General features: G+C 71.4%; 24 protein-coding genes. 16 read left to right on the top strand and 8 right to left on the bottom strand.

Annotated elements, in window-relative coordinates:
* The first annotated feature begins 28 nt into the window (after positions 1-28).
* From HZU84_RS10130 to HZU84_RS10100, 7 genes are all read left to right on the top strand, one after another.
* On the top strand, positions 29-2,287 hold the full coding sequence (locus HZU84_RS10130) for an O-linked N-acetylglucosamine transferase family protein (RefSeq protein WP_180692885.1): 2,259 nt from the start codon (positions 29-31) through the stop codon (positions 2,285-2,287).
* 27 nt (positions 2,288-2,314) lie between these two features.
* Positions 2,315-3,376 carry a glycosyltransferase family 2 protein gene (locus HZU84_RS10125; protein WP_149504511.1) on the top strand — a complete coding sequence of 354 codons (1,062 nt, stop codon included), beginning with the start codon at positions 2,315-2,317 and terminating at the stop codon, positions 3,374-3,376.
* Positions 3,377-3,509: 133 nt separating this feature from the next.
* The gene (locus HZU84_RS10120) at positions 3,510-5,033 is read left to right on the top strand and encodes a hypothetical protein (RefSeq protein ID WP_180692884.1); all 1,524 of its coding nucleotides are present in this window, start codon (positions 3,510-3,512) and stop codon (positions 5,031-5,033) included.
* Positions 5,034-5,126: 93 nt separating this feature from the next.
* Positions 5,127-5,999 carry a prepilin peptidase gene (locus HZU84_RS10115; protein WP_149504512.1) on the top strand — a complete coding sequence of 291 codons (873 nt, stop codon included), beginning with the start codon at positions 5,127-5,129 and terminating at the stop codon, positions 5,997-5,999.
* Entirely contained in the window at positions 5,996-6,598 is a 603-nt protein-coding gene (coaE, locus tag HZU84_RS10110; protein WP_180692883.1) for a dephospho-CoA kinase, read from the top strand. The genes HZU84_RS10115 and coaE overlap by 4 nt, the downstream gene beginning before the upstream one ends.
* A gap of 49 nt (positions 6,599-6,647) precedes the next feature.
* Positions 6,648-7,403: a cell division protein ZapD gene (zapD, locus tag HZU84_RS10105; RefSeq protein WP_149504513.1), complete on the top strand. Its 756-nt coding sequence runs from the start codon at positions 6,648-6,650 to the stop codon at positions 7,401-7,403.
* Between the two features lie 43 nt (positions 7,404-7,446).
* Positions 7,447-7,650, top strand: coding sequence for a DNA gyrase inhibitor YacG (locus HZU84_RS10100; RefSeq protein ID WP_149505336.1), 204 nt, complete (start codon positions 7,447-7,449; stop codon positions 7,648-7,650).
* Between the two features lie 27 nt (positions 7,651-7,677).
* Here HZU84_RS10100 and HZU84_RS10095 read toward each other — a convergent pair whose 3' ends face one another.
* From HZU84_RS10095 to argB, 5 genes are read right to left on the bottom strand one after another with little or no spacing between them, the layout of a single operon-like run.
* Positions 7,678-8,166: an NUDIX domain-containing protein gene (locus tag HZU84_RS10095; protein WP_149504514.1), complete on the bottom strand. Its 489-nt coding sequence runs from the start codon at positions 8,164-8,166 to the stop codon at positions 7,678-7,680.
* The gene (locus HZU84_RS10090; protein ID WP_149504515.1) at positions 8,159-9,085 is read right to left on the bottom strand and encodes an ATP-binding protein; all 927 of its coding nucleotides are present in this window, start codon (positions 9,083-9,085) and stop codon (positions 8,159-8,161) included. Before HZU84_RS10090 ends, HZU84_RS10095 begins: the two co-directional genes overlap by 8 nt.
* A 17-nt stretch (positions 9,086-9,102) precedes the next feature.
* On the bottom strand, positions 9,103-9,753 hold the full coding sequence (gene slmA / locus HZU84_RS10085) for a nucleoid occlusion factor SlmA (protein ID WP_149504516.1): 651 nt from the start codon (positions 9,751-9,753) through the stop codon (positions 9,103-9,105).
* Between the two features lie 59 nt (positions 9,754-9,812).
* Complete coding sequence (locus HZU84_RS10080) at positions 9,813-10,520, bottom strand: HAD-IA family hydrolase (RefSeq protein ID WP_149504517.1); 708 nt, start codon at positions 10,518-10,520, stop codon at positions 9,813-9,815.
* A gap of 14 nt (positions 10,521-10,534) precedes the next feature.
* Positions 10,535-11,413, bottom strand: coding sequence for an acetylglutamate kinase (gene argB / locus HZU84_RS10075; protein WP_149504518.1), 879 nt, complete (start codon positions 11,411-11,413; stop codon positions 10,535-10,537).
* Between the two features lie 66 nt (positions 11,414-11,479).
* On the opposite strand from argB, the gene HZU84_RS10070 reads away from it, so the two are divergent.
* From HZU84_RS10070 to HZU84_RS10030, 9 genes are all read left to right on the top strand, one after another.
* Positions 11,480-11,875, top strand: a complete 396-nt coding sequence (locus tag HZU84_RS10070) for a hypothetical protein (RefSeq protein WP_149504519.1) — start codon at positions 11,480-11,482, stop codon at positions 11,873-11,875.
* An 89-nt stretch (positions 11,876-11,964) separates the two neighbouring features.
* Positions 11,965-12,246, top strand: coding sequence for a hypothetical protein (locus HZU84_RS10065; RefSeq protein ID WP_149504520.1), 282 nt, complete (start codon positions 11,965-11,967; stop codon positions 12,244-12,246).
* Positions 12,243-13,679, top strand: a complete 1,437-nt coding sequence (locus tag HZU84_RS10060) for a TolC family protein (RefSeq protein WP_149504521.1) — start codon at positions 12,243-12,245, stop codon at positions 13,677-13,679. The genes HZU84_RS10065 and HZU84_RS10060 overlap by 4 nt, the downstream gene beginning before the upstream one ends.
* Before the next feature lie 32 nt (positions 13,680-13,711).
* A complete protein-coding gene (locus tag HZU84_RS10055; RefSeq protein ID WP_149504522.1) occupies positions 13,712-15,082 on the top strand; it encodes a multicopper oxidase family protein in 1,371 nt (456 codons plus the stop codon).
* Positions 15,083-15,096: 14 nt separating this feature from the next.
* Positions 15,097-15,609, top strand: coding sequence for a DUF411 domain-containing protein (locus HZU84_RS10050; protein WP_244954322.1), 513 nt, complete (start codon positions 15,097-15,099; stop codon positions 15,607-15,609).
* Between the two features lie 36 nt (positions 15,610-15,645).
* On the top strand, positions 15,646-15,957 hold the full coding sequence (locus HZU84_RS10045) for a copper-binding protein (protein WP_149505338.1): 312 nt from the start codon (positions 15,646-15,648) through the stop codon (positions 15,955-15,957).
* A 120-nt stretch (positions 15,958-16,077) separates the two neighbouring features.
* Positions 16,078-18,339 (top strand): hypothetical protein, encoded by a 2,262-nt coding sequence (locus HZU84_RS10040; RefSeq protein WP_149504523.1) that lies wholly within the window; start codon positions 16,078-16,080, stop codon positions 18,337-18,339.
* On the top strand, positions 18,336-20,309 hold the full coding sequence (locus HZU84_RS10035) for a hypothetical protein (RefSeq protein WP_149504524.1): 1,974 nt from the start codon (positions 18,336-18,338) through the stop codon (positions 20,307-20,309). The genes HZU84_RS10040 and HZU84_RS10035 overlap by 4 nt, the downstream gene beginning before the upstream one ends.
* Positions 20,310-20,348: 39 nt before the next feature.
* Positions 20,349-20,978 carry a hypothetical protein gene (locus HZU84_RS10030; protein ID WP_149504525.1) on the top strand — a complete coding sequence of 210 codons (630 nt, stop codon included), beginning with the start codon at positions 20,349-20,351 and terminating at the stop codon, positions 20,976-20,978.
* A gap of 113 nt (positions 20,979-21,091) precedes the next feature.
* Here the strand turns inward: HZU84_RS10030 and HZU84_RS10025 are convergent, their stop codons facing one another.
* From HZU84_RS10025 to HZU84_RS10015, 3 genes are all read right to left on the bottom strand, one after another.
* Entirely contained in the window at positions 21,092-22,771 is a 1,680-nt protein-coding gene (locus tag HZU84_RS10025; protein WP_149504526.1) for a cation acetate symporter, read from the bottom strand.
* 8 nt (positions 22,772-22,779) lie between these two features.
* Complete coding sequence (locus HZU84_RS10020) at positions 22,780-23,106, bottom strand: DUF485 domain-containing protein (RefSeq protein WP_149504527.1); 327 nt, start codon at positions 23,104-23,106, stop codon at positions 22,780-22,782.
* A gap of 213 nt (positions 23,107-23,319) precedes the next feature.
* Complete coding sequence (locus tag HZU84_RS10015; RefSeq protein WP_149504528.1) at positions 23,320-24,831, bottom strand: carboxypeptidase M32; 1,512 nt, start codon at positions 24,829-24,831, stop codon at positions 23,320-23,322.
* Between the last annotated feature and the right edge of the window lie 3 nt (positions 24,832-24,834).

Below are 24,834 nucleotides of genomic sequence, written 5' to 3'. Positions count from 1 at the left end.
ATCCCGCGCCGCCCGCGCGGCCCGGTCCATGGATGCTCTCGGTCCCCTGCCCGCGCTGCCGCCCGTCCGGCGCACCCCGTCGTCGGATCACGCTCCGGACGAACGCCATCGGCCGGGCACGCTGCCCGGATCCGTGCTCGAACCGCTGCCGCGCCGCACCCTGCCGCAGCAGGCCCTGCTCGACGCCCTGGCCTCGCGCCTGCCCGCCGAGCCGGCCGCCCGGCGTGCGGAGTCGCCGCAGCGCCCTGCCGCGCCGGCTGCCTCCGTCCCGACCCCCTCGCCTTCGCCCGCCCCGCTCGACCGCGCCGCCGCGCTGCTGCGCACCCGGCCGGACCCGACGCTCCTGATCTACGAGCGACCGACTCCTGGCCGGACAGCACCGGCAACGCAGATCGCGGTCAACCGGCATGAACCCCTGCCGCAGCTGCTCGGCGAGCTGGCAGCGCAGACGCCCCGCAGCACACCCCGCGCGGAGCTGCTGTCGAAGACACGCGAGGCAAGCCCCAACCCCGGCCCCGGCACCGGCACCGGCCTGACCCGGGCACGCCAGCTGATCGAAGCAGGCCGTCCGGCCGAGGCGCTCGACCTGCTCGATCAGCTCGACCCGGCACCTCAGCCCCGCACCGCCCACTGGCATCTGGCGCGGGCTGCGGCCTGGCAGCAGCTGCAGCGCCCCCAGGAAGCGGCACGCGAAGCCTCGGCCGCGCTGGCCAGGACCGGCGTCGACGCGCCGACCCGCCATGCGGCGCTGCAGCAGCTCGGGCAGGCGCTGACCCTGCAGGGCGATACCGCCGAGGCCGCCTGGTGCCACCGCACCCGGCTGGCCGAACATCCCCGCGACAGCGGCGCCGCGCTGCAGGCGGCCAGCGCCGCCGCCACCGAGGCCGACTGGCCAGCCCTGGCGCAGGACCTGAGCCGGCTCGAGCAGACGCTGCAGCCCGCACCGGCACCCGCACCCGCTGCAGCCCCGACGCGGCCGGAGATCCGGACCGCCCCCGATCCGGCGCTGCTCGCCGCCTTCACCGACGATCCGGCACGACTGCGCCAGGCGGCCGAACAGGCGGTGCAGGCGCACCTGGGTCGGCGCGTCGAGCGCAGCCCGGCACGGCGCCGCGCCGCACGGGCGCCCGGCAGCCGGCTGCGCCTGGGCCTGCTGCTGGGCACGATGCCCGCCGGCGCGCCCTCGCCCTGGCCGATCGTCGAGATGCTGATGGCGCTCGACCCGGCGCAGTTCGATCTGACGGTCTATGCCGACCTGCCCGAGGAGTCGCCGGCCCGGAACGATGCGCGACTGCAGCAGCTGCGCGAGCGCACCGGCAACAGCCGCTGGCACGACTGTGCCGACAGCGACGAGGACACCCTGGCGCTGACGATCAGCGCCGACGCACTCGATCTGCTGGCCGTGCTCGACGCGCGGGCCGACGCCCGACGGCTGGCCACGCTGGCGCATCACCCTGCCGCCTTGCAGATCGCCTGGGCCGACGGCGCCGGCAGCACCGGCGCGCCCTTCATCGACTACCTGGTCGGCGACCGCGAGCGCACGCCGATCGAGCTGGCCGCCGACACGGTCGAGGCGATCGCCCAGATGCCCTCGCGCCATCGGCCGTCCGAGCCGCCCGCCGCCGTACCCGAGCCCTGCGAGCGGCCCAGCCGCGCCGACTGCGGCCTGCCCGGGACGGCGATGGTCTACGCCTGCTTTGCCCGGCCCGGCGCGATCCTGCCCGAGCAGTTCGCCGCCTGGTGCCGCATCCTGGCCGACACCGCAGGCGCGGTGCTGTGGCTGCGCGGCGCCACCCCGGTGGTGCGTGCGCGGCTGCAGCAGGCCGCCGCCAGCCTGGGCATCGACCCGCACCGGCTGATCTTCGCCGCCGAACTCGAGCCCGCCCGCCATGCGGCCCGGCTGCCGCTGGCCGATCTGGTGCTCGACACCTTTCCCGACAGCGGCGAACGGCGCTGCCTCGAGGCCCTGCAGCAGGGCGTGCCGGTGCTGAGCCGGCGCGGACGCAGCCCCGGCTCGCGCCGGGCGGGGGCGCTGCTGCAGGCGGTCGGCCTGCCCGAGCTGGTCTGCGACGGGCCGGAGCGGCTGCACATCGAGGCGGTGCGCCTGGGCCGCGATGCCGCCCGGCGGGCGGCGCTGCGCGAGCAGCTGCACCAGCGCCTGCAGGCCGATCCGCTGCATGACCCCGCCGGACTGGCGCGCGATTTCGCCGCGCTGGTGCGCCGCATGGTCGACCGCCTCGACGCCGGCCTGCCGCCGGTGCCGCTGGCCGCGCTGCCCGCACCCTGACTCCCTCCCTCCTTCATTCCGATCCTCATGCGACCGAAACCCGCCCGCCTCTACCGCATCGCCTTGGTGATGATCGTCCGCAACGAGGCCGCCGGCCTGAAGCGCACGCTCGACAGCGTGCGCCGCCATGTCGACCGGATGGTGGTGCTCGACACCGGCTCGAGCGACCGCACCCGCGAGATCGCCCGCGCCGCCGGCGCCCGGGTCGCCGACTTCGCCTGGTGCGACGACTTTGCCGCGGCGCGCAACGCCGCGCTCGACCTGGCCGGCGCCGACTGGCATCTGGTGCTCGACGGCGACGAGTGGCTGAGCGACGGCGCGCAGGTGCTGGCGGCGCTGCGCACCTGCAAGCCCGACTTCGTCGGCGCGCTGCGTGTCGACAGCCGCCATGCGCTCGAGGGCGGCGAGCCCGGCGGCGAGGCAATCGCCTCGAGCTGGATCAGCCGTCTGCTGCCCGGCACGGTGCGCTACCGCGGCCGGGTCCACGAGCAGCCGCAGCACGCCCTGCCGGTGCGCCGGCTGCCGGTGACGATCGGCCACAGCGGCTACCTGCCCGAGGCGCTGGCGCGCAAGGCCGACCGCAACGCCCGGCTGCTGCAGCGCGAGATCGCCGACCGGCCCGACGACGCCTACCTCTGGTACCAGCTCGGCAAGGACCATGACGTGCACGGCCGTGCGGCCGCCGCGCTCGACTGCTTCGCGCGCGCCGAGACGCTGCAGCCCTGCGGCCCGGAGGCGCCGGGCTGGACCCACGACCTCAGCGTGCGCCGGCTGCATGCGCTGAAATGCGCCGGCCGCCATGCCGAGGGCATCGAGCTGGCCTCGGCGCAGATGGCGCTGTGGTCCGACTCGCCCGACTTCTTCTTCGCGCTCGGCGACCTGATGCTCGACTGGGCCGCACGCGAGCCGCGCCGCGCCGGCGAGCTGCTGCCGATGATCGAGGGCGCCTGGACCCGCTGCCTGGAGATCGGCGAGCGCCCGGAGCTCGACGGCGCGGTGCACGGCCGCGGCGGCGAGCTGGCCCGGCACAACCTCGCGCTGCTGCATTCGCTGCGGGCCGAGCTGGCCCCGGCGGCCCAGCCGGGCTGAGCGGCCGCAACAGCCCGCGGCCCCTGATTTGCGCGGTCTTGACCGGGCTGATCAGGCCGACGCGAGGCCGCGGCCTTGCCTAGACTGGCCGGGAAATGAAACTTCCTGCCGGCCCGACCGCGCCAGACCGATCATGACCCTGCCGGACATCCATCTCTGCATCGTCCAGCCCGCCGGCCACGAGCAGGCGCTCGGGCTGCTCGACCCGGCACGCTATTTCCGCTACCACTTCCGGCGGCTGGGCGCACGGGTCAGCCTGTCGAAGAACCGGCTGCGCCATGACGCGGTCAACTTCGTCTTCGGCGCGCATCTGGGCTTCGACGAGCGCCAGCTCGAGCGCCATCCCTGCGTGCTCGTCAACCTGCTGCAGTTCGGCGCCGACGGCCAGGACGCGCTGCCCGCCGACTTCACCGACTATGTCGCGCTGCTGTCGCGCTCGGCGGTCGTCGACGGCGATCCGACCAATCTGCCGGTCTATGCCGCCCAGCCCGACCGCGTGCCGCTGGTGCCCTTCGTGCATGCGCCCTATCTGGCCGAGGATGCCGAGGGCGTGCCGCTGCCGATCGACGGCCGCCCGATCGAGCTGCTGCATCTGGGCGAGTTCAGCGCCGCCGCACAGGACTTCGTCGCCCGCATCGAGGCCTGCGGCGTGCCGGTCAGCGTGCTGGACCAGCCGCTGTACGGCGCCGAGCGCGATGCCTTCGTGCGCCAGGCGCGTGCGGTGCTGCTGTGCGACGCGCATGGCAGCGGCCATGTCGATCCGGTGCTGCTGGCGCACTGCCTGAGCCTGGGCACGCCGGTCGTGCTGCAGCGCACCGCCGCGACCCGGGTGCCGGGCTACATCGAGCAGGCGGTCAGCTGGGTCGACGAGGCCACGCTGGGCGAGTTCTTCTCGCGCGAGTTCGGCACGCCCGCCTGGGTCGAGCGCACCCGCCAGCAGCATGCGCACTTCGAGCAGCTCGATCCGGCACAGGCGATGGCCGACATCCTGGTCCACGCCTGCGCGGTCGGCCTGACGCACCTGCACCGGCGCGACCCGAAGCCCTGGCAGCCGACCCGGCTGCACCTGGGCGCCGGCACCGGCTACCGCAGCGGCTGGCTCAACATCGAGGCCTGCGCACGCAGCGAGCCCGATCTGGTGCTCGATCCGGCGCAGCCGCTGGCCCTGCCGCTGTCGACCGTCTCGCCGCTGTGCGGACCGCTGCGGCTGGAGGCCGGACAGATCGACGAGATCCTGCTGCCCGCCACGCTCACCCGCGGCGCCGATCTGCCGGTGCTGCTGAGCAACTGCCTGGCCCTGCTGCGCGAGGACGGCCTGCTGCTGATCGAGCATGACGCCGGCGCGCGCGCCGACATCTGGAGCGCCTGCGCCGACCGCTTCTGGCAGCTGGGCTGGTTCGAGCACCGCCTCGAGATCCTGGCCGATGCGGACGGCGAGGCCCCGGGCCTGCTGCGCCTGCGCAAGATCGCCACCACCCCACGCGAACGCACGCTGGCGCGGCGCATGACCAGCGACTGCCACCTGCCCGAAGACGCAGTGCCGCCGCAGGAGCAGCTGCTGCCGGCCGGCACCTCGGTGCCGCTGCAGGCGCTGGTCGGCGCGACCGCCGGCCCCGGCATCGACCGTGAGCTCGCCGAGGTGCTCGACGCGGCCTGAGCCGCGGGACTGCCGCATGAATGTCGCAGAATGGGCATTCCTTGGCTTGCCCTGTCGCCCCGCACCTGAGCGTCGGGGCGTTCCCGTTTTCCGATGAATTCCCAAACCCTGGAATGGCTGCTCTCCCCGGCAGCGCTGGCGCTGTTCGGCCTGTGCATCGGCAGCTTCCTGAACGTGGTCGTGCACCGGCTGCCGGTCATGATGGAGCGCCAGTGGCGCCAGGACAGCGCCGAGATGCTCGGCATCGATCCGGTGCCGCCGGCGCCGGGCGACGACGGCCGCCCGCTCGGCCTGGCGCGCCCGCGCTCGCGCTGCCCGAAATGCGGCCATGTGCTGCGCTGGCACGAGAACATCCCGCTGCTGGGCTGGCTGCGCCTGGGCGGGCGCTGCTCGGCCTGCCGCACGCCGATCTCGCCGCGCTATCCGCTGGTCGAGCTGGGCTGCGCGCTGCTGTTCGCCGCCATCGGCTGGCGCTTCGGCGCCGAGCCGCAGACACTGCTGTGGTGCGGCTTCGCCGCGACGCTGCTGGCGGCCTCGCTGATCGACTGGGACACCACGCTGCTGCCCGACAGCATGACGCAGCCGCTGGCCTGGGCGGGCCTGCTCGGCGCGCTGCTGGGCTGGCTGCCGCTGTCGCCCGAACAGGCGCTGTGGGGCGCCGTCGGCGGCTACATGAGCCTGTGGAGCATCTCGCAGCTGTTCCGCCTGGTGACCGGCAGGGAGGGCATGGGCGCCGGCGACTTCAAGCTGCTGGCGGCGCTGGGCGCCTGGCTGGGCCCGGCGATGCTGCTGCCGATCGTGCTGGGCGCCTCGGTGATCGGCGCGATCGTCGGCATCGGCATGAAGCTGGCCGCGACGCTGCGCGAGGGTCGCTATGTGCCCTTCGGCCCCTTCCTGGCGGGCGGCGCGCTGGTGGTGATGCTCGCCGGCAGCGAGCGGGTGCTGGGCTGGATGGGCTGGGCATGAGCCGCGCGCTGCGCATCGGCCTGACCGGCGGCATCGGCAGCGGCAAGAGCACCGTCGCCGGCCTGCTGCGCGCGCAGGGCGCACACATCGTCGACACCGACGCGATCGCGCACCGGCTGACCGCGCCGGGCGGCCGGGCGATCGCCGCCATCGCCGCCGCCTTCGGGCCCGAGTCCATCGATGCCCAGGGCGCGATGGACCGTGCCCGCATGCGCGAGCGCGTCTTCGCCGACCCGGCCGAGCGCCAGCGGCTCGAGGCCATCCTGCATCCGCTGATCGCCGAGGACACCGAGGCCGAGGCCGCCGCCGCCCCGCCCGGCGCACCGGTGGTCTTCGATGTGCCGCTGCTGGTCGAGTCGGGCCGGCGCTGGCGCGAGCGGGTCGACCGCATCCTGGTCGTCGACTGCACGCCCGCCACGCAGATCGCGCGGGTGGTCGCCCGCAACGGCTGGGCGCCCGAGGCGGTCGAACGGGTCATCGCGCAGCAGGCCGGCCGCGAGCAGCGCCGCGCGGTCGCCGATGCGGTGATCCTCAACGACGGAATCGACCACGACCAGCTCGCCCGTGCGGTGGACCATGTCTGGAAAAGCTGGCTGTGAAACAATCGAAACCGATCGTCCGGCCGGCCGGATCGGGGAGAACAAGGCCTTGACCCACTACGAATATCCCTTCAACGAGAGCATCCGCACGATGCTTCGGCTCGAGCGGCTCTTCACCCGGCTGGCCCTGCTGGTGCCGCGCGAGACCGCGACCGACCACCACTACGCGCTGGCGACGCTGTTCGAGATCATGGACGTGACCTCGCGCACCGACTTCAAGGCCGACCTGCTGCGCGAGCTGGACCGGCAGAACAAGGTCTTCGAGAGCTACCGGGGCATTCCTTCGATCTCGGAGGCGGCGCTGGACCTGGCGGTCGACCGCATCGTCGGCGCGCACCGCCGGCTCGCGGCCACGCCCGGCCGGCCCGAGCAGACCCTGGCCGGCAACGAATGGCTGATGGCGGTGCGCAGCCGCATCCACATTCCCGGCGGCACCTGCGAGTTCGACCTGCCCGGCTATTTCGCCTGGCAGCAGGAGCCGGCGCCCAAGCGGCGCCATGATCTGCTGCGCTGGGTCGGCGTGCTCGATCCGCTGGCCGAGGCGCTCGAGGTCAATCTGGGCCTGCTGCGCGAATCGGGCGTCCAGCAGATGGCGGGCTTCCGCAACAGCCTGTTCCAGCTCAACCTGAACGGCAGCCGCGCGCTGCAGCTGGTGCGCCTGGAGGTGGACCCGGCCTCGCAGCTGATTCCCGAGATCAGCGGCAACCGGGTGCTGCTGGCCATCCGGCTGAGCCGCGCCGACGCCGAGGGCCGGCTGCGCCCGATGAACGACAGCGTGCAGCTGCCGCTGACGCTGTGCGCCTGAGGCGAGGAGCGCCGCGGCTGGCCTAGACTCGGGGGCGATGACGATGATTTCTTCCCCCGACTCGCCCGCACCGCGCCTGGTGCCCTGCCCGGCCTGCGGCACGCCCGCGCCCTTCGCGAAGGACCTGAATCCGTACCGGCCCTTCTGCAGCCTGCGCTGCCGCGAGCATGACCTGGGCGCCTGGGCCAGCGGCGACTACCGCGTCGGCGCGGTCGAGCCGCCCGACGACTTCGACGCCGGCGCCTGACGACGGCGCCGGGCGCGGCCGGGCGGTTCAGTCCGCCGGCGTCTCGCGGTGCGTCAGCCCGGCGTGGCCGCGCTCCTCGGCGAACCAGCGCAGCACCGGGATCGTGCCGGGCAGCACCGGCTCCACCTCGACCGGCAGCGTCTGCCAGGCCATGGCCTGCGCCTCGCGCATCTCGAACTCGCCGGTCCAGTCGAAGACCTTGCAGAAGTTCAGCCGCACCCGCGCATGCGGATAGTCCATCACCAGCTCGCGCCACGGCTGGACCGCGCCGATGGTGATGCCGATCTCCTCGATCAGCTCGCGGCGCAGCGCCTGCTCGACCGTCTCGCCGGACTCGAGCTTGCCGCCGGGGAACTCCCAGAAGCCGGCGTAGACCTTGCCCGCCGGGCGCGAGGTCAGCAGGAAACGGCCCTCGCGCCCGTCGGCGTCGCGCTCGACCAGCACGCCCACCGCGACCTCGACCGGCACCCGCTCGGGCAGGTTCTCCGCGCCGTCGACGACGATCGGCTCAGACATGGTCCAGCCCTTCCGGGCCGTCGCCCTGGATCGGTGCGGGCGCGGCGGCCGGCGCCTCGGCGCGGCCGGCAAAGTCGCGCGCGAACTGCCAGGCCACCCGGCCCGAGCGCGAGCCGCGCTCCAGCGCCCAGACCAGCGCGGGCTGGCGCGCCGCCTCGATCGTGGCCTCGTCGATGCCGAAATGGCGCAGCCACTGGCCGACGATGGCCAGGTACTCGCGCTGGCTGAACGGATAGAAGCTGATCCACAGCCCGAAGCGCTCGGACAGCGAGATCTTCTCCTCGATCGCCTCGCCGGGGTGCAGCTCGCCGTTGTCGTCGTGGCGCGCGCCCAGGTTGTCCTTCATCTGCTCGGGCAGCAGGTGGCGGCGGTTGCTGGTGGCGCAGATCAGCACATTGTCGGAGGCCTGCGCGATGGTGCCGTCCAGGATGGACTTCAGCGCCTTGTAGCCCGACTCGCCCTCGTCGAAGCTCAGGTCGTCGCAGTAGATGATGAAGCGCTCGGGCCGCTCGCCCACCAGGGCCACCAGGTCGGGCAGATCGGTCAGGTCGTCCTTGTCGACCTCGATCAGGCGCAGGCCGCGGTCGGCGAACTCGTTCAGGCAGGCCTTGATCAGCGAGCTCTTGCCCGTGCCGCGCGCGCCGGTCAGCAGCACATTGTTGGCCGGGCGGCCGGCGACGAACTGCGCGGTGTTGCGCACCAGGCGCTCCTTCTGGCCGTCGACCTCCTTCAGGTCGGCCAGGCGCAGCGGCGCGACCTGGCGCACCGGCTCGAGCACGCCGCCGCCCGTGCCGCGGCGGCGGTAGCGGAAGGCGATCGAGGCCGACCAGTCGGGCGCGGCCGGCGGCTGCGGCAGCACCGCCTCGAGCCGGGCCAGCAGCGCCTCGGCGCGGGCGATCAGGGTGGAGAAGTCGCTCATCGTTCGGCAGGAGGGGCTCAGTGGATCATCATCTGCAGCGCCAGGTCGATCTGCTCGACCGGGCTGCGGCGGAAATCGGTGCGGGCGAAGCGCTGCAGCCGCCCGATGCAGAAGCAGGTCAGCGCCGAGGCCTGCGCGGCCGCCTCGACGGTCGGCTCGGCCGAGCCGCGTGCATCGGCCGCTCGGCGCATCAGCTGGCGCAGCTGCGACTCGATGCGGTCGAAGAACTGGTTCATGCGCTGCGCGAGCCGCGGGTCCTCGAGCACCAGCGCGTCGCCCACCATCACCCGGGTCATGCCGGGATTGCGCTCGGCGAACTGCAGCAGCACGATGACGCTGTGCGCGGCCTGCACGCGGGGATCCTCCTCGCGCTCGCAGATCTGGTTGACCAGACCGAAGATGCTGCTCTCGATGAACTCGATCAGCGCCTCGAACATCTGGGCCTTGCTGCGGAAATGCCGGTACAGCGCCGCCTCGCTCAGCTCGAGCTGCGCGGCCAGCGCGGAGGTGGTGATGCGCTCGGCGCCGGGGCGCTCGAGCATCTGCGCCAGCGTGCGCAGGATCTGCAGGCGGCGCTCGCCGGGCTTGGGGCGACGACGCGCCGGCTCGGCGGCAGCCGTCTCGTGGTCGGGCGCGGAAGCGGCCGGGGCGTCGGAGGTATCGGGCATCGGGAACGGGGCGGCAGGCGCGCTGAAACGGGTCGACAGGGCGCCGGGTCCCGGCCCCTTCACCAGGCGGAGCGGGACAGCGCCTGAAGGCTGCGGATTCTGGCACACACATAAGTCGGTCGCCGGCAGCGTCGCGGGCGCGCCGGCAGTCCGGCCGACACCGGCGCGGGCGAGCCGGCGCGGCGCATCCAGCGCTGCATCCACACCGTCTTCATGCCCACCCGGCGCGCCGACTTCTGGTGCGCCAGCGTGTCCTCGACCAGGATGCAGCGCGAGGGCGGCACCTTCAGCATCACCGCGATGCTTCGCAGCATGCGCGCGTCGGGCTTGGGGCGCAGGTCGCCGAACATCGTCATGCGCTCGATCGGGATGACGCCGTGGAAGAGCCGCGTCATGCCAAGGGCCGCCAGCACCCGCTCGGCGTAGGCGCGCGGCGCGTTGGTCAGGATGAAGCGCCGGCCCGGCAGGCGCTCGAGCGCCGCCAGATCGTGCGCGCTGGCGCGCAGCCGGTGCTCCAGGCCGGGCAGCCGGTGCGTGTCGTGCAGGAAATGCGCGGCGCGCACGCCGTGGTGGCGCATCAGCCCCAGCAGCGTCGCGCCGTAGCGGTCCCAGTAGTGGCGGCGCAGGGCCTCGGCCTCGCGGCGGCCCAGCGCCAGCTCGCGCTCGATGTAGACGGTCATCGCCTCGGCGATCGGCCCGAAGGCCGCGTGGCTGGCGTCGTGCAGCGTGTCGTCGAGGTCGAAGAGCCAGACCGGGGCGCGCTTCATCGCGGCAGACCGGCTCAGTGCGAGCGGATCATCGTGCCGAAGGCCTGGTCGGTCAGGATCTCCAGCAGCAGCACATGCGGCACGCGCCCGTCGATGATGTGCACCGCGTTCACGCCGCACTTGGCCGCGTCGATCGCGCCGGCGATCTTGGGCAGCATGCCGCCGGAGATCGTGCCGTCCTCGACCAGCTCGTCGATGCGGCGCGAGGTCAGCTCGGTCAGCAGCTCGCCCTGCTTGTCGAGCACGCCGCGGATGTTGGTCAGCATCATCAGCTTCTCGGCCTTGAGGATCTCGGCCAGCTTCGACGCCACCAGATCGGCGTTGATGTTGTAGCTCTCGTTGTCGGGGCCGAAGCCGATCGGGCTGACCACCGGAATGAACTGGTCGTCCTGCAGCGCGCGCAGGATGCTCGGGTCGATCGACTCGATCTCGCCGACCTGGCCGACATCATGCTCGACGCTCGGGTCGTTGAGGTCGAGCATCTTGAGCTTGCGCGCGCGGATCATCGCGCCGTCGCGGCCGGTCAGGCCCACCGCCTTGCCGCCGGCGGCGTTGATCAGGCCGACGATGTCCTGCTGCACCTCGCCGCCGAGCACCCACTCGACGACATCCATCGTCTCGGCATCGGTCACGCGCATGCCCTGGATGAACTGGCCCTTCTTGCCGATCTTGGTCAGCGCCGCATCGATCTGCGGGCCGCCGCCGTGCACGACGATCGGGTTGATGCCGACCAGCTTCAGCAGCACCACGTCTTCGGCGAAGGCCTTCTGCAGCGCCGGATCGGTCATCGCGTTGCCGCCGTACTTGATGACCATGGTCTTGCCATGGAACTTGCGGATGTAGGGCAGCGCCTGGGCGAGGATCTGGGCCTGGTCGGCGGGCGTGTGGCTCATGCGGGAAGCTCCGGGACGAAGGATCGGAAAGACCGGATTCTAGGGTCGCGGCCTATACTGCCGGGCATGTTCCGTCCTGCCCGCCCTGTCCTGCGCTGGCTGCTCTGGCTGGTGATCGCGCTGCTGCCGCTGCGCGGCTGGGCGCTGGCCGAGATGGCGGCCATGACCGCCCTGCCCGGTGCGGTCATGATGGCCGTGTCGCCGCAGGACATGACGCCCCACGCCACAGCCGAGGCCCTGCCGCCTTGCCATGCCGCGCCGACCGATGCCGACCCGCAGGCCACGCCGGCCCACTCCGGCTGCTCGCTGTGCGAGACCTGCCATGCCAGCCTGGGACTGCCGGCACCGCCTTCCCTGAGCCTGCCGCGACTGCCGCAGGCCACGCCGGCCCTGGTGCCGGTCACCGGCGCCGCCGACGCCCCGCCGGACGCGCTGTTCCGCCCCCCTCGTCGCCAGACCTGACCCGATCCGTCGTCCGTCGATCCGTCGCCCGCCCCGGTGCTGGCGCGATCCGGTCCGTTCGGCCTCTTTCCGTCTGACGAGGTTCATTCATGTTCCGTTTTCTTGCCGCCGCGCTGGCCCTGGCCGGTGCGGCCGGGCCGGCACTCGCCCGCTCCGGCGATCCGGCCGACCCCGGCGCCGCGGTGCGCCCGCTCGCCCACCGCTCGACGCTGGCCGCACGCGCCGCGTCCGCCCCGCCCGAGACCGCCCCCGGTGACTGGCGCGCCGCCAACGCGCGGGTGCACGCCGTCGGCGGCTGGCGCGTCTATCTGAAGCAGGCCCACGCGCCCGAGCCTGCGGCCGCGGCCTCCGTCCCCGGAGGTGCCCGATGAGCCGCGCTGTCCGGACACCCCCGGCCGCGCTGAAGCTGACGCTGGCCCTGCTGGCGGCCGCGGCGCTGGCCGGCTGCACCACGACCTCGCCCGACGCGGCGATCGCGCCGGTGCGCGAGCAGCTGCGCGCGGCCACTGGCGCCGACATCGCGCGCTGGCCCGATGCGCAGGCCCCGTCGGCCGAGGCACGCGCACGCCTCGACGCGCTGCTGGCCGCGCCGCTGTCGCAGGACGGCGCGGTCGAGCTGGCGCTGCTGAACCACCGCGGCCTGCAGGCCGACCTGGCCGGGCTCGGCATCGCGCAGGCCGAACTGGCGCAGGTCAGCCGTCTGCCCAATCCCGGTCTGAGCTACGGCCGCACCACCAGCGGCGACGAGATCGAGCGCGAGATCGGCCTGCACCTCGGCCTGGGCCGGCTGCTGCTGATGCCGCTGGCGCGCACGATGGCCACGCAGCAGCTCGCGCAGCAGCAGGCGCAGGTGACGATCGGCATCGTCGAGCGCATCGCCGAGGTGCGCCGCGCCTGGGTCGAGGCGGTGGCGGCCGAGGAAAGCCTGGCCTATCTGCGCCAGGTCCACCAGGCCGCCGAGGCCGGCGCCGAGCTGGCGCGGCGCATGGCGCAGGCGGGCAACTTCAACCGCCTGGCGCTGGCGCGCGAGCAGTCCTTCGAGGCCGACGCGCTGCTGAACCTGGCGCGCGGCGAGCGCAGCCGCGACGCCGCGCGCGAGCGCCTGGTTCGCGCGCTCGGCCTGTGGGGCGAGCAGGCCGAGCGGCTCGCGCTGCCCGAGCGCCTGCCGGATCTGCCCGCGCAGCCGCTCGTGCAGACCGACATCGAGGCCCGCGCGCTGGCGCAGCGCCTGGATGTGCAGGCCGCGCGCACCGCCACCGCGCAGACCGCGCGCAGCCTGGGCCTGACCCGCACCACACGCTTCGTCGACGCCTTCGAGATCGGCGTCTCGCGCTCGAAGACCAGCGACGGCCACCGCAGCCGCGCCTGGGAGGTCGGTCTGGAGCTGCCGCTCTTCGACTGGGGCGACGCCCGGGTCGCACGCGCCGAGGCGATCTACACCGCCAGCCTGCATCGCACCGCCGCCATCGCCATCGATGCCCGCTCCGAAACCCGCGAGGCCTGGCGCCACTGGCGCCACGCCTGGGACATCGCACGCCATGCGCAGCAGGTGATCGTGCCGCTGAAGCAGCGCATCAGCGAGGAAAACCTGCTGCGCTACAACGGCATGCTGATCGGCGTGTTCGAGCTGCTGGCCGACGCACGCGCGCAGATCGGCGCGGTCAACGCCGCGATCGACGCCCGGCGCGAGTTCTGGCGCGCCGACGCCGACCTGCAGCAGGCCCTGCTCGGCCGCCCCCGGCTCGATGCCGGCAGCGGCCCGGCCGCCGCCGCCAATGCCGCCGCCGACGCCGGCGGCCACTGAGCGCACCGCGAACCCCACACGGATCTTCCGCCATGATTTCCCGACGTTCCCTCTTCTCTGCCGGGGCCGCGGTCGCCGCCGCCTCGGTCAGCCGCGTGGCGATGGCCGCGCTGCCCGAACCGGTCATCCAGACCTCGGCGGCCACCGCGCCGCCGCTGCAGCCCGCCACCGGCCGCCCCTACCGCCCGGTGGTGACGCTCAACGGCTGGAGCCTGCCCTGGCGCATGAACAACGGCGTCAAGGAGTTCCACCTGGTCGCCGAGCCGGTGGTGCGCGAGATGACGCCCGGCTTCAACGCCAACCTCTGGGGCTACAACGGCCAGTCGCCCGGCCCGACCCTCGAGGTGGTCGAGGGCGACCGGGTGCGCATCTTCGTCACCAACCGCCTGCCCGAGCACCACGCGGTGCACTGGCACGGCCAGCGCCTGCCCAACGGCATGGACGGCGTCTCGGGCCTGACCCAGCCCCCGATCCCGCCGGGCAAGACCTTCGTCTACGAATTCGAGGCCCGCCGCCCCGGCACCTTCATGTACCACCCGCATGCCGACGAGATGGTGCAGATGGCGATGGGCATGTACGGGATGTGGATCACGCACCCGAAGGCGAAGCACCCGCTGATCGCCGATGTCGACCGCGACTTCTGCTTCCTGCTGAACGCCTTCGACATCGAGCCCGGCAGCGCGACGCCCAAGGTGATGACCATGCTCGACTTCAACCTCTGGGCCTGGAACAGCCGCATCTTTCCCGGCATCGACACGCTGAACGTGCGACTGAACGACCGGGTGCGCATCCGCGTCGGCAACCTGACGATGACCAATCACCCGATCCACCTGCACGGCCACGAGTTCGAGGTCACCGGCACCGATGGCGGCCCGGTGCCGAAGTCGGCGCGCTGGCCGGAGGTGACGACCGACATCGCGGTCGGCCAGATGCGCCAGGTGGAGTTCATCGCCAGCGAGGAAGGCGACTGGGCCTTCCACTGCCACAAGAGCCACCACACGATGAACGCGATGGGCCACGACGTGCCGACGATGATCGGCGTCGACCACACCGACGTCGCCCGCAAGATCACGAAGCTCATTCCCGGCTACATGGCCATGGGCGAGCGCGGCATGGCCGACATGGCCGAGATGGAGATGCCGCTGCCCGACAACACCGCGCCGATGATGACCGGCCAGGGGCCGTTCGGCGGCGTCGAGATGGGCGGCATGTTCAGCATCCTGAAGGTCCGCCGCGACCAGAAGCCGGGCGACTACCGCGACCCCGGCGGGTTCGCGCACCCGAAGGGCACCGTCGCCCATGAGTGGACCGGCGCGCCGCTGGCCGAACCGGTGCGGGCCGCCACCCCCTCGGGCGAGGCCGCGGTGAAGGCCCGCAAGCCGAGCGGGCACGGCCATCACTGAGGAGCACACCGATCATGACGATGCCAGAGAACACCCTCCGCCCCGAGCAGCTGCCTGCGCGCCGCACCCTGCTGAGCGCCGGCTCGGCGCTGCTGGTCAGCCTGCTGGCGGGCACAGCGCACGCAGGCAGCCGAGAGGCCGCGCCCCCGCCGCTGCTCGAGGTCTGGAAAGACCCGGACTGCGGCTGCTGCAACGACTGGATCCGCCATGTCGAGGCCAGCGGGCTGCGCACCCGCGTGCATGACACCGGCAATCTCCAGGCGCGCGACCGGCTCGGCATGCCGCGCCGCCTCGGCTCCTGTCACACCGCCCAGGTCGGCGGCTATGTGATCGAGGGCCATGTGCCGGCCCGCGAAATCCACCGCCTGCTGCGCGAGCGCCCGAAGGCGCTCGGGCTGACCGTGCCGGGCATGCCGATCGGCTCGCCCGGCATGGACGGCCCGGAATACGGCGGCCGCCGCCAGCCCTACGAGGTGCTGCTGGTCGCCGCGGACGGCAGCACGCGTGTCTACCAGCCCTATCCCTGAACCGTTGAATCTCTCGAAGTCTCGAAGGAGCCCTTGATGAACATCCAGACGATCCCCCTGTCCCGCCGCCTGGCGGCTCTCGGCCTGACGGCCGCCGCCCTGCTGCTGGGCCCGACCGCACACGCCCAGAGCACCGACGCCGAGGTCATGAAGATCGACAAGGCCCAGCAGAAGATCACGCTCCGGCACGGCGAGATCAAGAACCTTGACATGCCCCCGATGACGATGGTCTTCCGCGCCCAGGATCCCGCGATGCTCGACGCCGTCAAGGTCGGCGACAAGGTGAAATTCGATGCGGACAAGGTGGGCGGGCAGTACACAGTGACCAAGCTGGCGCCGGTGCGCTGAGCACCCAATGGTACCACTGTGATTTAAGTCACGAGAAAATCCGGCGCGCGACACGCCCTGTCGCGCGCTGTCCTTAGGCTTGCACATCCTCACGCTCCTGTTCCGGTCATGTGCTTGCCGATGGAAAACCCAGAACTGCTGCTAGAACCCCTGAATCGCGCGCTGCGCGACCTGCGCGCTGCCGCATTCATTCTCCAGAACGACCGGGACCGCATCGATGCGGCGCTCCTTCCCGTCATGCGCCGGCTGATGCTTGCCGAAGTGGTCGGCAGCCAGTGGCTTCTGGCTGTAGGCGGCTCTCAGGGAGCAGGCAAGACCACGCTGGTGCGCGCGCTCTATGACCTGCGGGGGGAAGATGCCCAGTGGCTGACTCCCAATGAAGGTCGGGGGGAGCAGCTGCCCATCCTGATCCAGGAGGACAGCAGCTGCACGCGCCCTCATGGCCTGCTGCGCCAGCTCTGCCCGAGCGACGATGGCAGCCACATGGTGCTGCGCGACGTGCCCGCCACCGATGCGCAGCAGTTCTGCAGAGCCGCGCGCGGCGACATGCCCGAGGTCATGCTGCCCGTGCTGAAGGTGCCTCGCCGCCACTTTCAGAGTGACCGGCAGGCACTGATCCTGCTGCCGGGCTACGAGGCGGTCCAGCGCGACAACCGGGACTGGCAGGAATCGATGCGATTGACACTGATCGGTGCATCAGGCTGCATCCTGGTGACCGACCAGACCCGTCTGGCCAATCAGCAGCAGCAGGAAATCCAGCGCGACCTGCTGCCGCCGGAGCTGCAGGCCAGCAGGCCCTGGGTGATGATCAGCAAGACCGAGGGACTGGCACGCGATCCGGAACGTCGTGCCGCGCTGCGCCGCAGCGCAGCACAGGTCTTCTTTCCCGACGAGCCGGTCGATGCCGCGATGGATCGGGTGCTGTGCGTCGGTGCGGACGATGCCACCTACCGGGATGAGTGGCTGCCCGTGGCCAGTGCCATGCTGCGCGACACCTCGGCCGGAAGTGGCGCACAGCGCCGGACGCAGCTGGCCCGGCTCAGAGAGACGATCGACCGTGATCTCGGCCGCGCCATCAATCTGGTTCACAGCCGTGCCGCACTGCACCAGCAGAGCCTGGCTGGCCACGGAGGGGGCAGCGCGGCGCAGGTGATGACCGACTGCCTGGGCCTGTTCGACGATGCGGCCGCCGAACTGCGCGAGCTCTATCAGCAATCGGTCGAGGACATGCTCGACCAGCACGGCGAACGCGCGCGCCGGCAGCTCGAGACGATCCTGGTGAAGCGCCACGAAGGCCTACTCAACAAGATCGTCGGTGTCTTCGACACGGTGAGTGACAGCCACATCCGGATCCGCGAGACGATCACCGAGGCCTGGCAGGGTCCGGGCGAGCTGCTGCCGCAGTATGTCGAGCGCATGAGCGGCCTGACCACCCGCGTGCTGTCCGGCCCGCGTCCGGCGGTGGCCCTGCCGGAAAGCGCCAGCGCGCTGCACCGCCTGGGCTATCTGGATGCCGACAATCAGCCGGTGCCCTCTCGGCTGACCGATCCGCAGACGCAGCAGAACCTGCGGGCGCTGCTGGCCGCGCCCGGCCAGATGCCCCCCGACCGCAGCAGCGAGGCGCTGGAGCGCACCGTGCGACTGCTGCCGGCGATGGCCCTGGAATACACCCGGATTGCCGCCGCGCTTCCGGCGCTGGCGGGCGTCAGCGCCGAAACGCTGACGCCGCTGGAGGACATGGACAAGCAGGCGGCAGGCGGACCGCTGCAAGCCCAGCTCCAGCAGTTCTCCGAGGTTGCCGTGCCCTTGCTGCAGGGCCTGGCCGTCATGCTGGCCATCGACTTCTCCGCAGACGGACACATCGACACCGTCGGATCTCTGCTGTCCCTGCTGGGACTGGGTGAAGCCGCGCAGCTCGCCGATGGCGGGGGAAGCGCGGCCAGCACACTGGCCAGCACAGTCGCCGACACCAGCGCGACCGTCACGCCTGTCGCCTCCGCGGCGTCGGCCGGCAGCATGGCCGCGGCCATCACCGGCGTGATCGCCATCGGATTCCTGGTCCACTCGGCGCGGACAGAGGTGCGCCGCCGAGATCAGGCGATGCGGGACGTGAGCCATGCGCTGCTGCGCAACGTCCAGGAGCACCATCTGACGCACTTCATGCTGCACTTCGATCGGATGATGCAGGCGCTGCGGCGTCATCTGCAGCAGAGCCTGCGCAGGCGCTACCGCCTCGACGAACGGCTGATGGAGCATGACCGGCTCGCCTGCGCGCTGGCGGACACCAGCCGCTTCCAGCGCGACCTGCTCGATGCGCTGGGCCGCTCGGGTCGAGATCTCGATCCCTTCGGTCAGCCGTCCGACCGGTCGCGCCGGGCATGAGCGCGCACTGGGACGCGCTGCACCGGCAACGGCTCGACTGGGCACTGCGCGGGCACCGAGCCTTTCTCGACACCCTGAGCGAGGACATGCGCACCCGCCTGTCCCGGGGTGACGAGCAAGGCGAGGCTTACGTGGCGGTGTTCGGCCGCACGCAGGTGGGCAAGACCACGCTGCTGCTGGATCTGATGGGCGTGCGGGGCGAGGCGCTGGCTCGGGTCTCGCAAGTGCTGCGCGGAGGCCGGGCCCAGGGCCAGTCGGCCACCGCCACCGCGATGGAGTATCGGCGCTCGCCGGATCACGGCTGGCGGCTGCGCGTGCCGCAGCGCGACCACCCCGCCAGCGAACAGCGGATCGACAGCGATCAGGCGATGACCGAGGCTCTGGGCGCGCTGCGCGAGCGCATGGGCCGTCGCGATCTTCAGGCCGACCGCCCGGTGAGCGTGGCGATTCCGTCGGACTGCTTCGAGAGCGGCGTCGCCCAAGGCCCGCGGGTCCGGCTGCTCGACCTGCCGGGGGACCAGCCACGGGACGAAGTCGAGGCCGAGCACGTCACCGCAACCGCGCGACGCTACCTGCCTCATGCCGATCTCATCCTTCTGGTCGGACGGGGCGACGACCTCTCCTTCCTTCGTCCGCAGGGGCTGTGCCTGCCGGACATCGAGGACTGGCAGCTCATGCCCGAGCGCTTCCGCATCGTGACGACCTACACCTACACGGCCCAGTCGGTACGCGAGGCGGCACGCGGACATCTGGCCGCAGGCAAGGGAGCGGCGCTGACCGCCGCCTTCTTCCGAGAGCGACTGCTGCAGGAGCTTCGCACCTTCATCCCGGATCTCTCGGCCGATGCAGCCCGGCAGCATCGATGCTTTCCGCTGGAATTCGGGCAATCCTGGGCAGAGGCTGGCGAACGCGCCGACCACGACCCGCTGTGGCAGGCCCTGGTGCCGGTGGTGTCCGGCCTGCGTCGGGAACTGCTGGCCGACATCCAGGCGGCCATCAGTCCGGTCGCACGACTGCGCAGCGCCATCGACACCCAGGCTGCCGTGCAGCGGATTCGCCAGGCTCGTCTGGCCGGCATGGAGCGCGAGAGCCTTGAGCTGCAGGAGCGGCTGGCACAGCTGCTGGCGCGCATCGACGCGGCCGAAGCCCGGCACGACGATCTGGTCGACACGCGACGAGCGCTGGAGGGAATGCTGGCACGCAACGAGCCCGTCAGCATCCTCTCCGTGCTGGGCAAGATGACGGACCAGCTCGATGCCTCGAGCGCGATCCGCGACGTCGATGGCCTGGGAACCCACACGCGGCACCTGCGCGAGCTGCTGGACGAGTTCACCTCGGATCTGGTGCGACAGGTGCTGAGACTGCGCCCCGGTCAGGACTCGCACCTGGACGCCGCCTTCTGGAAAGGCGTTCAGCCACGTCTCGAGACCCGGATCCCGGCACTGCGCAGCGCCCTGGACGACACGCAGCAGCCCCTGCGAGAACGCCTGTCGGGCTACCGACTGGCCGAGTATTTCCCGCGGCTGTCAAACGATTTCGCGAACGACTGCCGCCAGATGATCGACACGATGCGCAGCGGAGTCGCGGCGGCGGCCCGGTTCGCACGCGAGGCCTGGGCCGCCCAGGCCGAGCTGCGTCGCCAGGCCCTGCACCATGAATGCGAGCAGCTGCAGGCCGATGAGGTTCGCCTGAGACTGGCCGTCGAGCAGCTCCGGGACGAACGCCAGGAGATCGACTCCGCCCTGGCAGCGCTGTCGACCCGCCGCGCCGCCGCCAGCCGCACGCTGGATGAAGACCTGGAGCGCAGCCGCCAGATCCGCGCCTTTCTTCTGACGGCCTACGCGCAGGAGCTGCAGCAGCGCCGCGAGATGCTGCGCACACCGGAGCGGCCTGCACCGGAAAAGCTGCTCGAGCTGCTGGCCATGATCGATCTGTCTTCAGCGCGCCGCCAGGTGCTGCTGAGTATCTGAATGCCTGAACGCCCGCCTTCCCCCTTGCGACCCTGCTCGATGAACACGCCCTTGCCTGCCTCCGCCGACCTCCAGACGATCGAATCCTGCGAACAGGAACTGCGCGACCTCATGGGTCGTGTCATGGACCTGCCGCTGGCACCGCTGCGCCAGCATGTCGAGCGCATCGATGCCCGGCTCGAGGCGGTGGAGGACATGTGCCGCCGCACCGCGGACGAGGATCTGCCAGCCGTGCAGGCCGGAATCAGCCGCTCCTTCGACGATGCGCTGCGCCGCGTCCGGCAAAGCGTCGGCTCGACCAGCGAACAGCTCGGCGATCTGGTCGAAGCCGGACTGGGCCGCACACCTGCCGCACTGGAGCAGGCCAACGGAGCACTGGCCACGCTGAACCGGCAATCCACGCAGTCGGGGCAGGATCTGGCGGACTGCCTGACCCTGGCTCGCCAGATGACCGAGTCCTGCACGCGCATCGAAAGCGATCTTTCCCGACATGGCGAACGGCTCGCCGCCTTGGAAAAGCAGCAGGCGGACACCCTGACACGCGTCGAACGACACCTCGATGCGCTCGGGCAGCGTCAGCGCTGGATCGGGCTGCTCGGCGGCACCGGCCTGCTGACCTGTCTGGGCCTGCTGGCCTGGCTGGTGCGGAGCATCGCGCTGCCGACCTGATCCACCACGTACGGAGCACCCCAAAAAAGACGCCCCCGGCCCGCAGGAGCCGGAGGCGTTTCGAAAGCGTCCTCGGTCAGGGGACGCCGGAGACTGTGGTCACAGTACAGAAATCAGTGGTTCGAGGCCGCCGCGGCGCCGTAGCCGGTCTGGGCCCGGACGAACTGGTCGTCGAAGGCAGCGAGTTCCTTCTTCGCGGCCGCGCTGCGGTCCAGCTTCGAGACGACGATGCAGATCAGGAAGGCGACCGGCATCGAGAACAGCGCCGGCTGCTCGTACGGGAACAGCGGAGCCGGATTGCCCAGCACCGTGACCCACACCGACTTCGACAGCACGACCAGCGTGACCGCCAGCGCCAGGCCGATGTAGCCGCCGGCCAGCGCGCCGCGGGTGGTCAGGCCCTTCCAGTACATCGACAGGATCAGCACGGGGAAGTTGCTCGACGCGGCGATGCCGAAGGCCAGGCCCACCATGAAGGCAACGTTCTGCTTCTCGAAGGCGATGCCCAGGACCACCGCGATCACGCCCAGCGCCAGGGTGGCGAAGCGCGAGACACGCATCTCGTCCTCTTCCTTGGCCTGGCCCTTCATGATGACGCGGGCATACAGGTCATGCGAGATCGAGGAGGCACCGGCCAGCGCCAGGCCGGCCACCACCGCCAGGATGGTCGCGAAGGCCACCGCCGCCAGGAAGCCCAGCAGCAGGTTGCCGCCGACCGCCTTGGCCAGGTGCATCGCCACCATGTTGCCGCCGCCCACCAGCTTGCCGCCGACCTGGCCGCCCTCGAAGAACTCGGGGTTCTGGCCGACGATCAGGATGGCGCACAGGCCCATCAGGAAGATGACGTTGAAGAAGTAGGCGATGAAGCCCGAGGCGTACAGCACCGACTTGCGCGCCTCCTTGGCGTTCGTCACGGTGAAGAAGCGCATCAGGATGTGCGGCAGGCCGGCGGTGCCGAACATCAGGCCCAGCGCCAGCGACACCGCGGTCACCGGATCGGGAATCAGCTTGCCCGGACTCATCATCGACCAGCCGCTCTTGTGCGCGGCCACGGCCTTCTCGACCACGGTGGTGTAGCTGAAGCCGAACTGGCTCATCGCCAGCAGCATCACCAGCGTGCCGCCCGCCATCAGCAGGCAGGCCTTGATGATCTGCACCCAGGTGGTGGCCAGCATGCCGCCCTTGATGACGTAGACGATCATCAGCGCGCCGACCGCCACCACCGCGATGTTGTAGTCCAGGCCGAACAGCAGCTTGATCAGCTGGCCCGCGCCCACCATCTGCGCGATCAGGTAGAAGCAGACCACGGTCAGCGAGCCGATCGCCGCCATCGTGCGCACCTTGCCCTGGTCGAGCCGGTAGGAGGTGATGTCGGCGAAGGTGAAGCGACCCAGGTTGCGCAGCCGCTCGGCCATCAGGAACAGGATGATCGGCCAGCCGGCAAAGAAGCACAGCGCGTAGATGTAGCCGTCCAGACCCGAGCCGTAGACCAGCGCGGTCAGGCCCAGCAGCGTGGCCGCCGACATGTAGTCGCCGGCGATCGCCAGGCCGTTCTGGAAGCCGGTGATGCCGCCACCGGCGGTGTAGAAGTCCGAGGCCGACTTGGTGCGGTTCGAGGCCCAGAAGGTGACGCCCATCGTGAACGCCACGAAGACCAGGAACATGCCGATGGCATGCAGGTTCAGCGGCTGCTTCTCGGCGGCGGCGATCGGATCGCCGGCGGCCAGCGCGGCCCCCGACAGCAGCAGCGCCGGCAGGGCCAGGCCCAGACGGGCCAGCGAGGACTTCGTCATGCGGAGCATCACTTGCGGCCTCCCTGGGTGGCGTCTTCGATCAGCTCGCGGGTCAGGTCGTCGAACTCGCCGTTGGCGCGCCGGACGTAGACCGCGGTCAGCGCCCAGAACAGCACGAACATCGACAGGATGGCCACCGGCCCGAAGGTGATGACCGAGTTCTCCCCGCCCAGGCGCATCGCCATCAGCCCCGGGTTGAAGGCAACCAGCAGGATGAAGCCGTAGAACAGGCCCAGAACGAGGAAGGACAGCTGCCAGGAAAAGCTGCTGCGCCGCTGCACCAGCTCCTGGAACTTGGGATGGCGCTGGATGCGCCGGTAGACATCGGAAGACATGGGAAGGGCCGACCGCTGCCGTTGCCGGGCGGTGTCCGAAAGGTTGGAACGAGAGCGTCGCGGCGGATGATAGGTGGCGGTGCTGCAAGGATTCGTCACAATCCCGGCCACGCTACAAACCCAGGGTAAACACCTATCTCGACATCATCTGGCGTCAAGATCGGCGATTCCAGCCCGATGTCAGCCCTTCGTCAGAAACCCGTCAGAGCAGCGTCAGCCCAAGTAGCGCCGCTCGAGATGCGCGCGGAAATGCGCCGGGTTCAGCGTCTCGCCGCTGGCGCGCCGGGTGAGTTCGGGCGTCGTCCAGCGTGCGCCCTGGCGCCAGACATGATCGTGCAGCCAGTCGAAGACCGGCGCGAGGTCGCCCGCCGCGATGCGCGCGTCCAGGTCGGGCATCTGGCGGCGCATCGTCGCGAACCACTGCGCCGCATACATCGCGCCCAGCGTGTAGCAGGGAAAGTAGCCGAACAGACCCGAGGGCCAGTGCACGTCCTGCATCGGGCCGTCGCGGAAATCGCCGCGGGTATCGCGGCCCAGCCAGAGCATCATCTTCTCGTCCCACAGCGCCGGGATGTCGTCGATGTCGATCACGCCCTCGATCAGCGCGCGCTCGATCTCGAAGCGCAGGATGACATGCGCCGGATAGGTCACCTCGTCGGCATCGACCCGGATCAGGCCGGGCTCGACCCGCGTGACCATGCGCGCCAGGTTCTCGGCCTCGAAGGCCGGCTGCGCGCCGAAATGCTCGACCAGCAGCGGCACCAGCTGCGCGACGAAGCCGGGATGGGCCCCCAGCTGCATCTCGAAGGACAGGCTCTGGCTCTCGTGCAGGCCGTAGGAGCGCGCACGCGCGAGCGGCTGGCCCAGCCACTCGCGCGGCAGGTTCTGTTCGTAGCGGGCATGGCCGGTCTCGTGGACCGTGCCCATCAGGCTCTGCATCAGGTCGTCGAGGCGGTAGCGGGTGGTCAGCCGCACATCCTCGGGCACGCCGCCGGAAAAGGGATGTGTGCTCTCGTCGAGCCGGCCGCCCTCGAAGTCGAAGTCGAGGCGGCGCATCACCGCCAGGCTGATCGCCTTCTGCTGCGCGAGCGGAAAGGGGCCGACCGGCCGGATCACCGGCGGCTCGGCCTGCTGGCGCTCGCGCACCTGGCGGATCAGGCCCGGCAGCCAGGCGCGCAGGTCGCCGAAGACGCGCTCGACCTCAGCACCGGTCATGCCCGGCTCGAAGCGGTCGAGCAGCGCGTCGTAGGGCGCGAGACCGGTGGCCTCGGCCAGATGCATCGCCTCCTCGCGGGCGACCTGCACCACCGGACGGAAGTTCTCGACGAAGCCGGCCCAGTCGTTGGCCGGACGCTGCGTGCGCCAGGCATGCTCGCAGCGCGCGGTGGCCAGCGCGCGGCGCTCGACCAGCGCGGAGGGCAGCGCGTTGGCGGCGAGCCAGTCGCGGCGCATCTCGCGCAGGTTGGCGCGCTGGTCGTCCGAGAGCGGCTCGTCCTCGGCGCGCGCCAGCAGATCGCGCAGCGCCGGGTCGGTGCGCTGGGCATGCATCAGCGTCTCGAGCTCGGCCATCGCGGCCGCGCGGGCCTCGTTGCCCTTCGGGGGCATGTTGGCGGCCTGGTCCCAGCCGGCGATCGCGCCGAGATGCTCGAGACGGTACAGGCGCTGGAAACGCGCCTCGAGATCGGCATAGGCCGGCGCACCGGCGGGATGGATGGAACGGCTCATCGG

The organism is Sphaerotilus sulfidivorans, from assembly GCF_013426975.1.
Lineage (GTDB): Bacteria > Pseudomonadota > Gammaproteobacteria > Burkholderiales > Burkholderiaceae_C > Sphaerotilus > Sphaerotilus sulfidivorans.
The sequence above is the reverse complement of the archived record's forward strand: the minus strand, read 5'-3'. Positions and strand labels throughout refer to the sequence as shown.

Excerpts from the sequence above, each read along its gene's own strand:
- HZU84_RS10130 (WP_180692885.1), top strand. The coding sequence starts at position 29 with ATGGATGCTCTCGGTCCCCTGCCCGCGCTGCCGCCCGTCCGGCGCACC.
- HZU84_RS10125 (WP_149504511.1), top strand. The coding sequence starts at position 2,315 with ATGCGACCGAAACCCGCCCGCCTCTACCGCATCGCCTTGGTGATGATC.
- HZU84_RS10120 (WP_180692884.1), top strand. The coding sequence starts at position 3,510 with ATGACCCTGCCGGACATCCATCTCTGCATCGTCCAGCCCGCCGGCCAC.
- HZU84_RS10115 (WP_149504512.1), top strand. The coding sequence starts at position 5,127 with ATGAATTCCCAAACCCTGGAATGGCTGCTCTCCCCGGCAGCGCTGGCG.
- coaE (WP_180692883.1), top strand. The coding sequence starts at position 5,996 with ATGAGCCGCGCGCTGCGCATCGGCCTGACCGGCGGCATCGGCAGCGGC.
- HZU84_RS10100 (WP_149505336.1), top strand. The coding sequence starts at position 7,447 with ATGATTTCTTCCCCCGACTCGCCCGCACCGCGCCTGGTGCCCTGCCCG.
- HZU84_RS10095 (WP_149504514.1), bottom strand. The coding sequence starts at position 8,166 with ATGTCTGAGCCGATCGTCGTCGACGGCGCGGAGAACCTGCCCGAGCGG.
- HZU84_RS10090 (WP_149504515.1), bottom strand. The coding sequence starts at position 9,085 with ATGAGCGACTTCTCCACCCTGATCGCCCGCGCCGAGGCGCTGCTGGCC.
- slmA (WP_149504516.1), bottom strand. The coding sequence starts at position 9,753 with ATGCCCGATACCTCCGACGCCCCGGCCGCTTCCGCGCCCGACCACGAG.
- HZU84_RS10080 (WP_149504517.1), bottom strand. The coding sequence starts at position 10,520 with ATGAAGCGCGCCCCGGTCTGGCTCTTCGACCTCGACGACACGCTGCAC.
- argB (WP_149504518.1), bottom strand. The coding sequence starts at position 11,413 with ATGAGCCACACGCCCGCCGACCAGGCCCAGATCCTCGCCCAGGCGCTG.
- HZU84_RS10070 (WP_149504519.1), top strand. The coding sequence starts at position 11,480 with ATGTTCCGTCCTGCCCGCCCTGTCCTGCGCTGGCTGCTCTGGCTGGTG.
- HZU84_RS10065 (WP_149504520.1), top strand. The coding sequence starts at position 11,965 with ATGTTCCGTTTTCTTGCCGCCGCGCTGGCCCTGGCCGGTGCGGCCGGG.
- HZU84_RS10060 (WP_149504521.1), top strand. The coding sequence starts at position 12,243 with ATGAGCCGCGCTGTCCGGACACCCCCGGCCGCGCTGAAGCTGACGCTG.
- HZU84_RS10055 (WP_149504522.1), top strand. The coding sequence starts at position 13,712 with ATGATTTCCCGACGTTCCCTCTTCTCTGCCGGGGCCGCGGTCGCCGCC.
- HZU84_RS10050 (WP_244954322.1), top strand. The coding sequence starts at position 15,097 with ATGACGATGCCAGAGAACACCCTCCGCCCCGAGCAGCTGCCTGCGCGC.
- HZU84_RS10045 (WP_149505338.1), top strand. The coding sequence starts at position 15,646 with ATGAACATCCAGACGATCCCCCTGTCCCGCCGCCTGGCGGCTCTCGGC.
- HZU84_RS10040 (WP_149504523.1), top strand. The coding sequence starts at position 16,078 with ATGGAAAACCCAGAACTGCTGCTAGAACCCCTGAATCGCGCGCTGCGC.
- HZU84_RS10035 (WP_149504524.1), top strand. The coding sequence starts at position 18,336 with ATGAGCGCGCACTGGGACGCGCTGCACCGGCAACGGCTCGACTGGGCA.
- HZU84_RS10030 (WP_149504525.1), top strand. The coding sequence starts at position 20,349 with ATGAACACGCCCTTGCCTGCCTCCGCCGACCTCCAGACGATCGAATCC.
- HZU84_RS10025 (WP_149504526.1), bottom strand. The coding sequence starts at position 22,771 with ATGACGAAGTCCTCGCTGGCCCGTCTGGGCCTGGCCCTGCCGGCGCTG.
- HZU84_RS10020 (WP_149504527.1), bottom strand. The coding sequence starts at position 23,106 with ATGTCTTCCGATGTCTACCGGCGCATCCAGCGCCATCCCAAGTTCCAG.
- HZU84_RS10015 (WP_149504528.1), bottom strand. The coding sequence starts at position 24,831 with ATGAGCCGTTCCATCCATCCCGCCGGTGCGCCGGCCTATGCCGATCTC.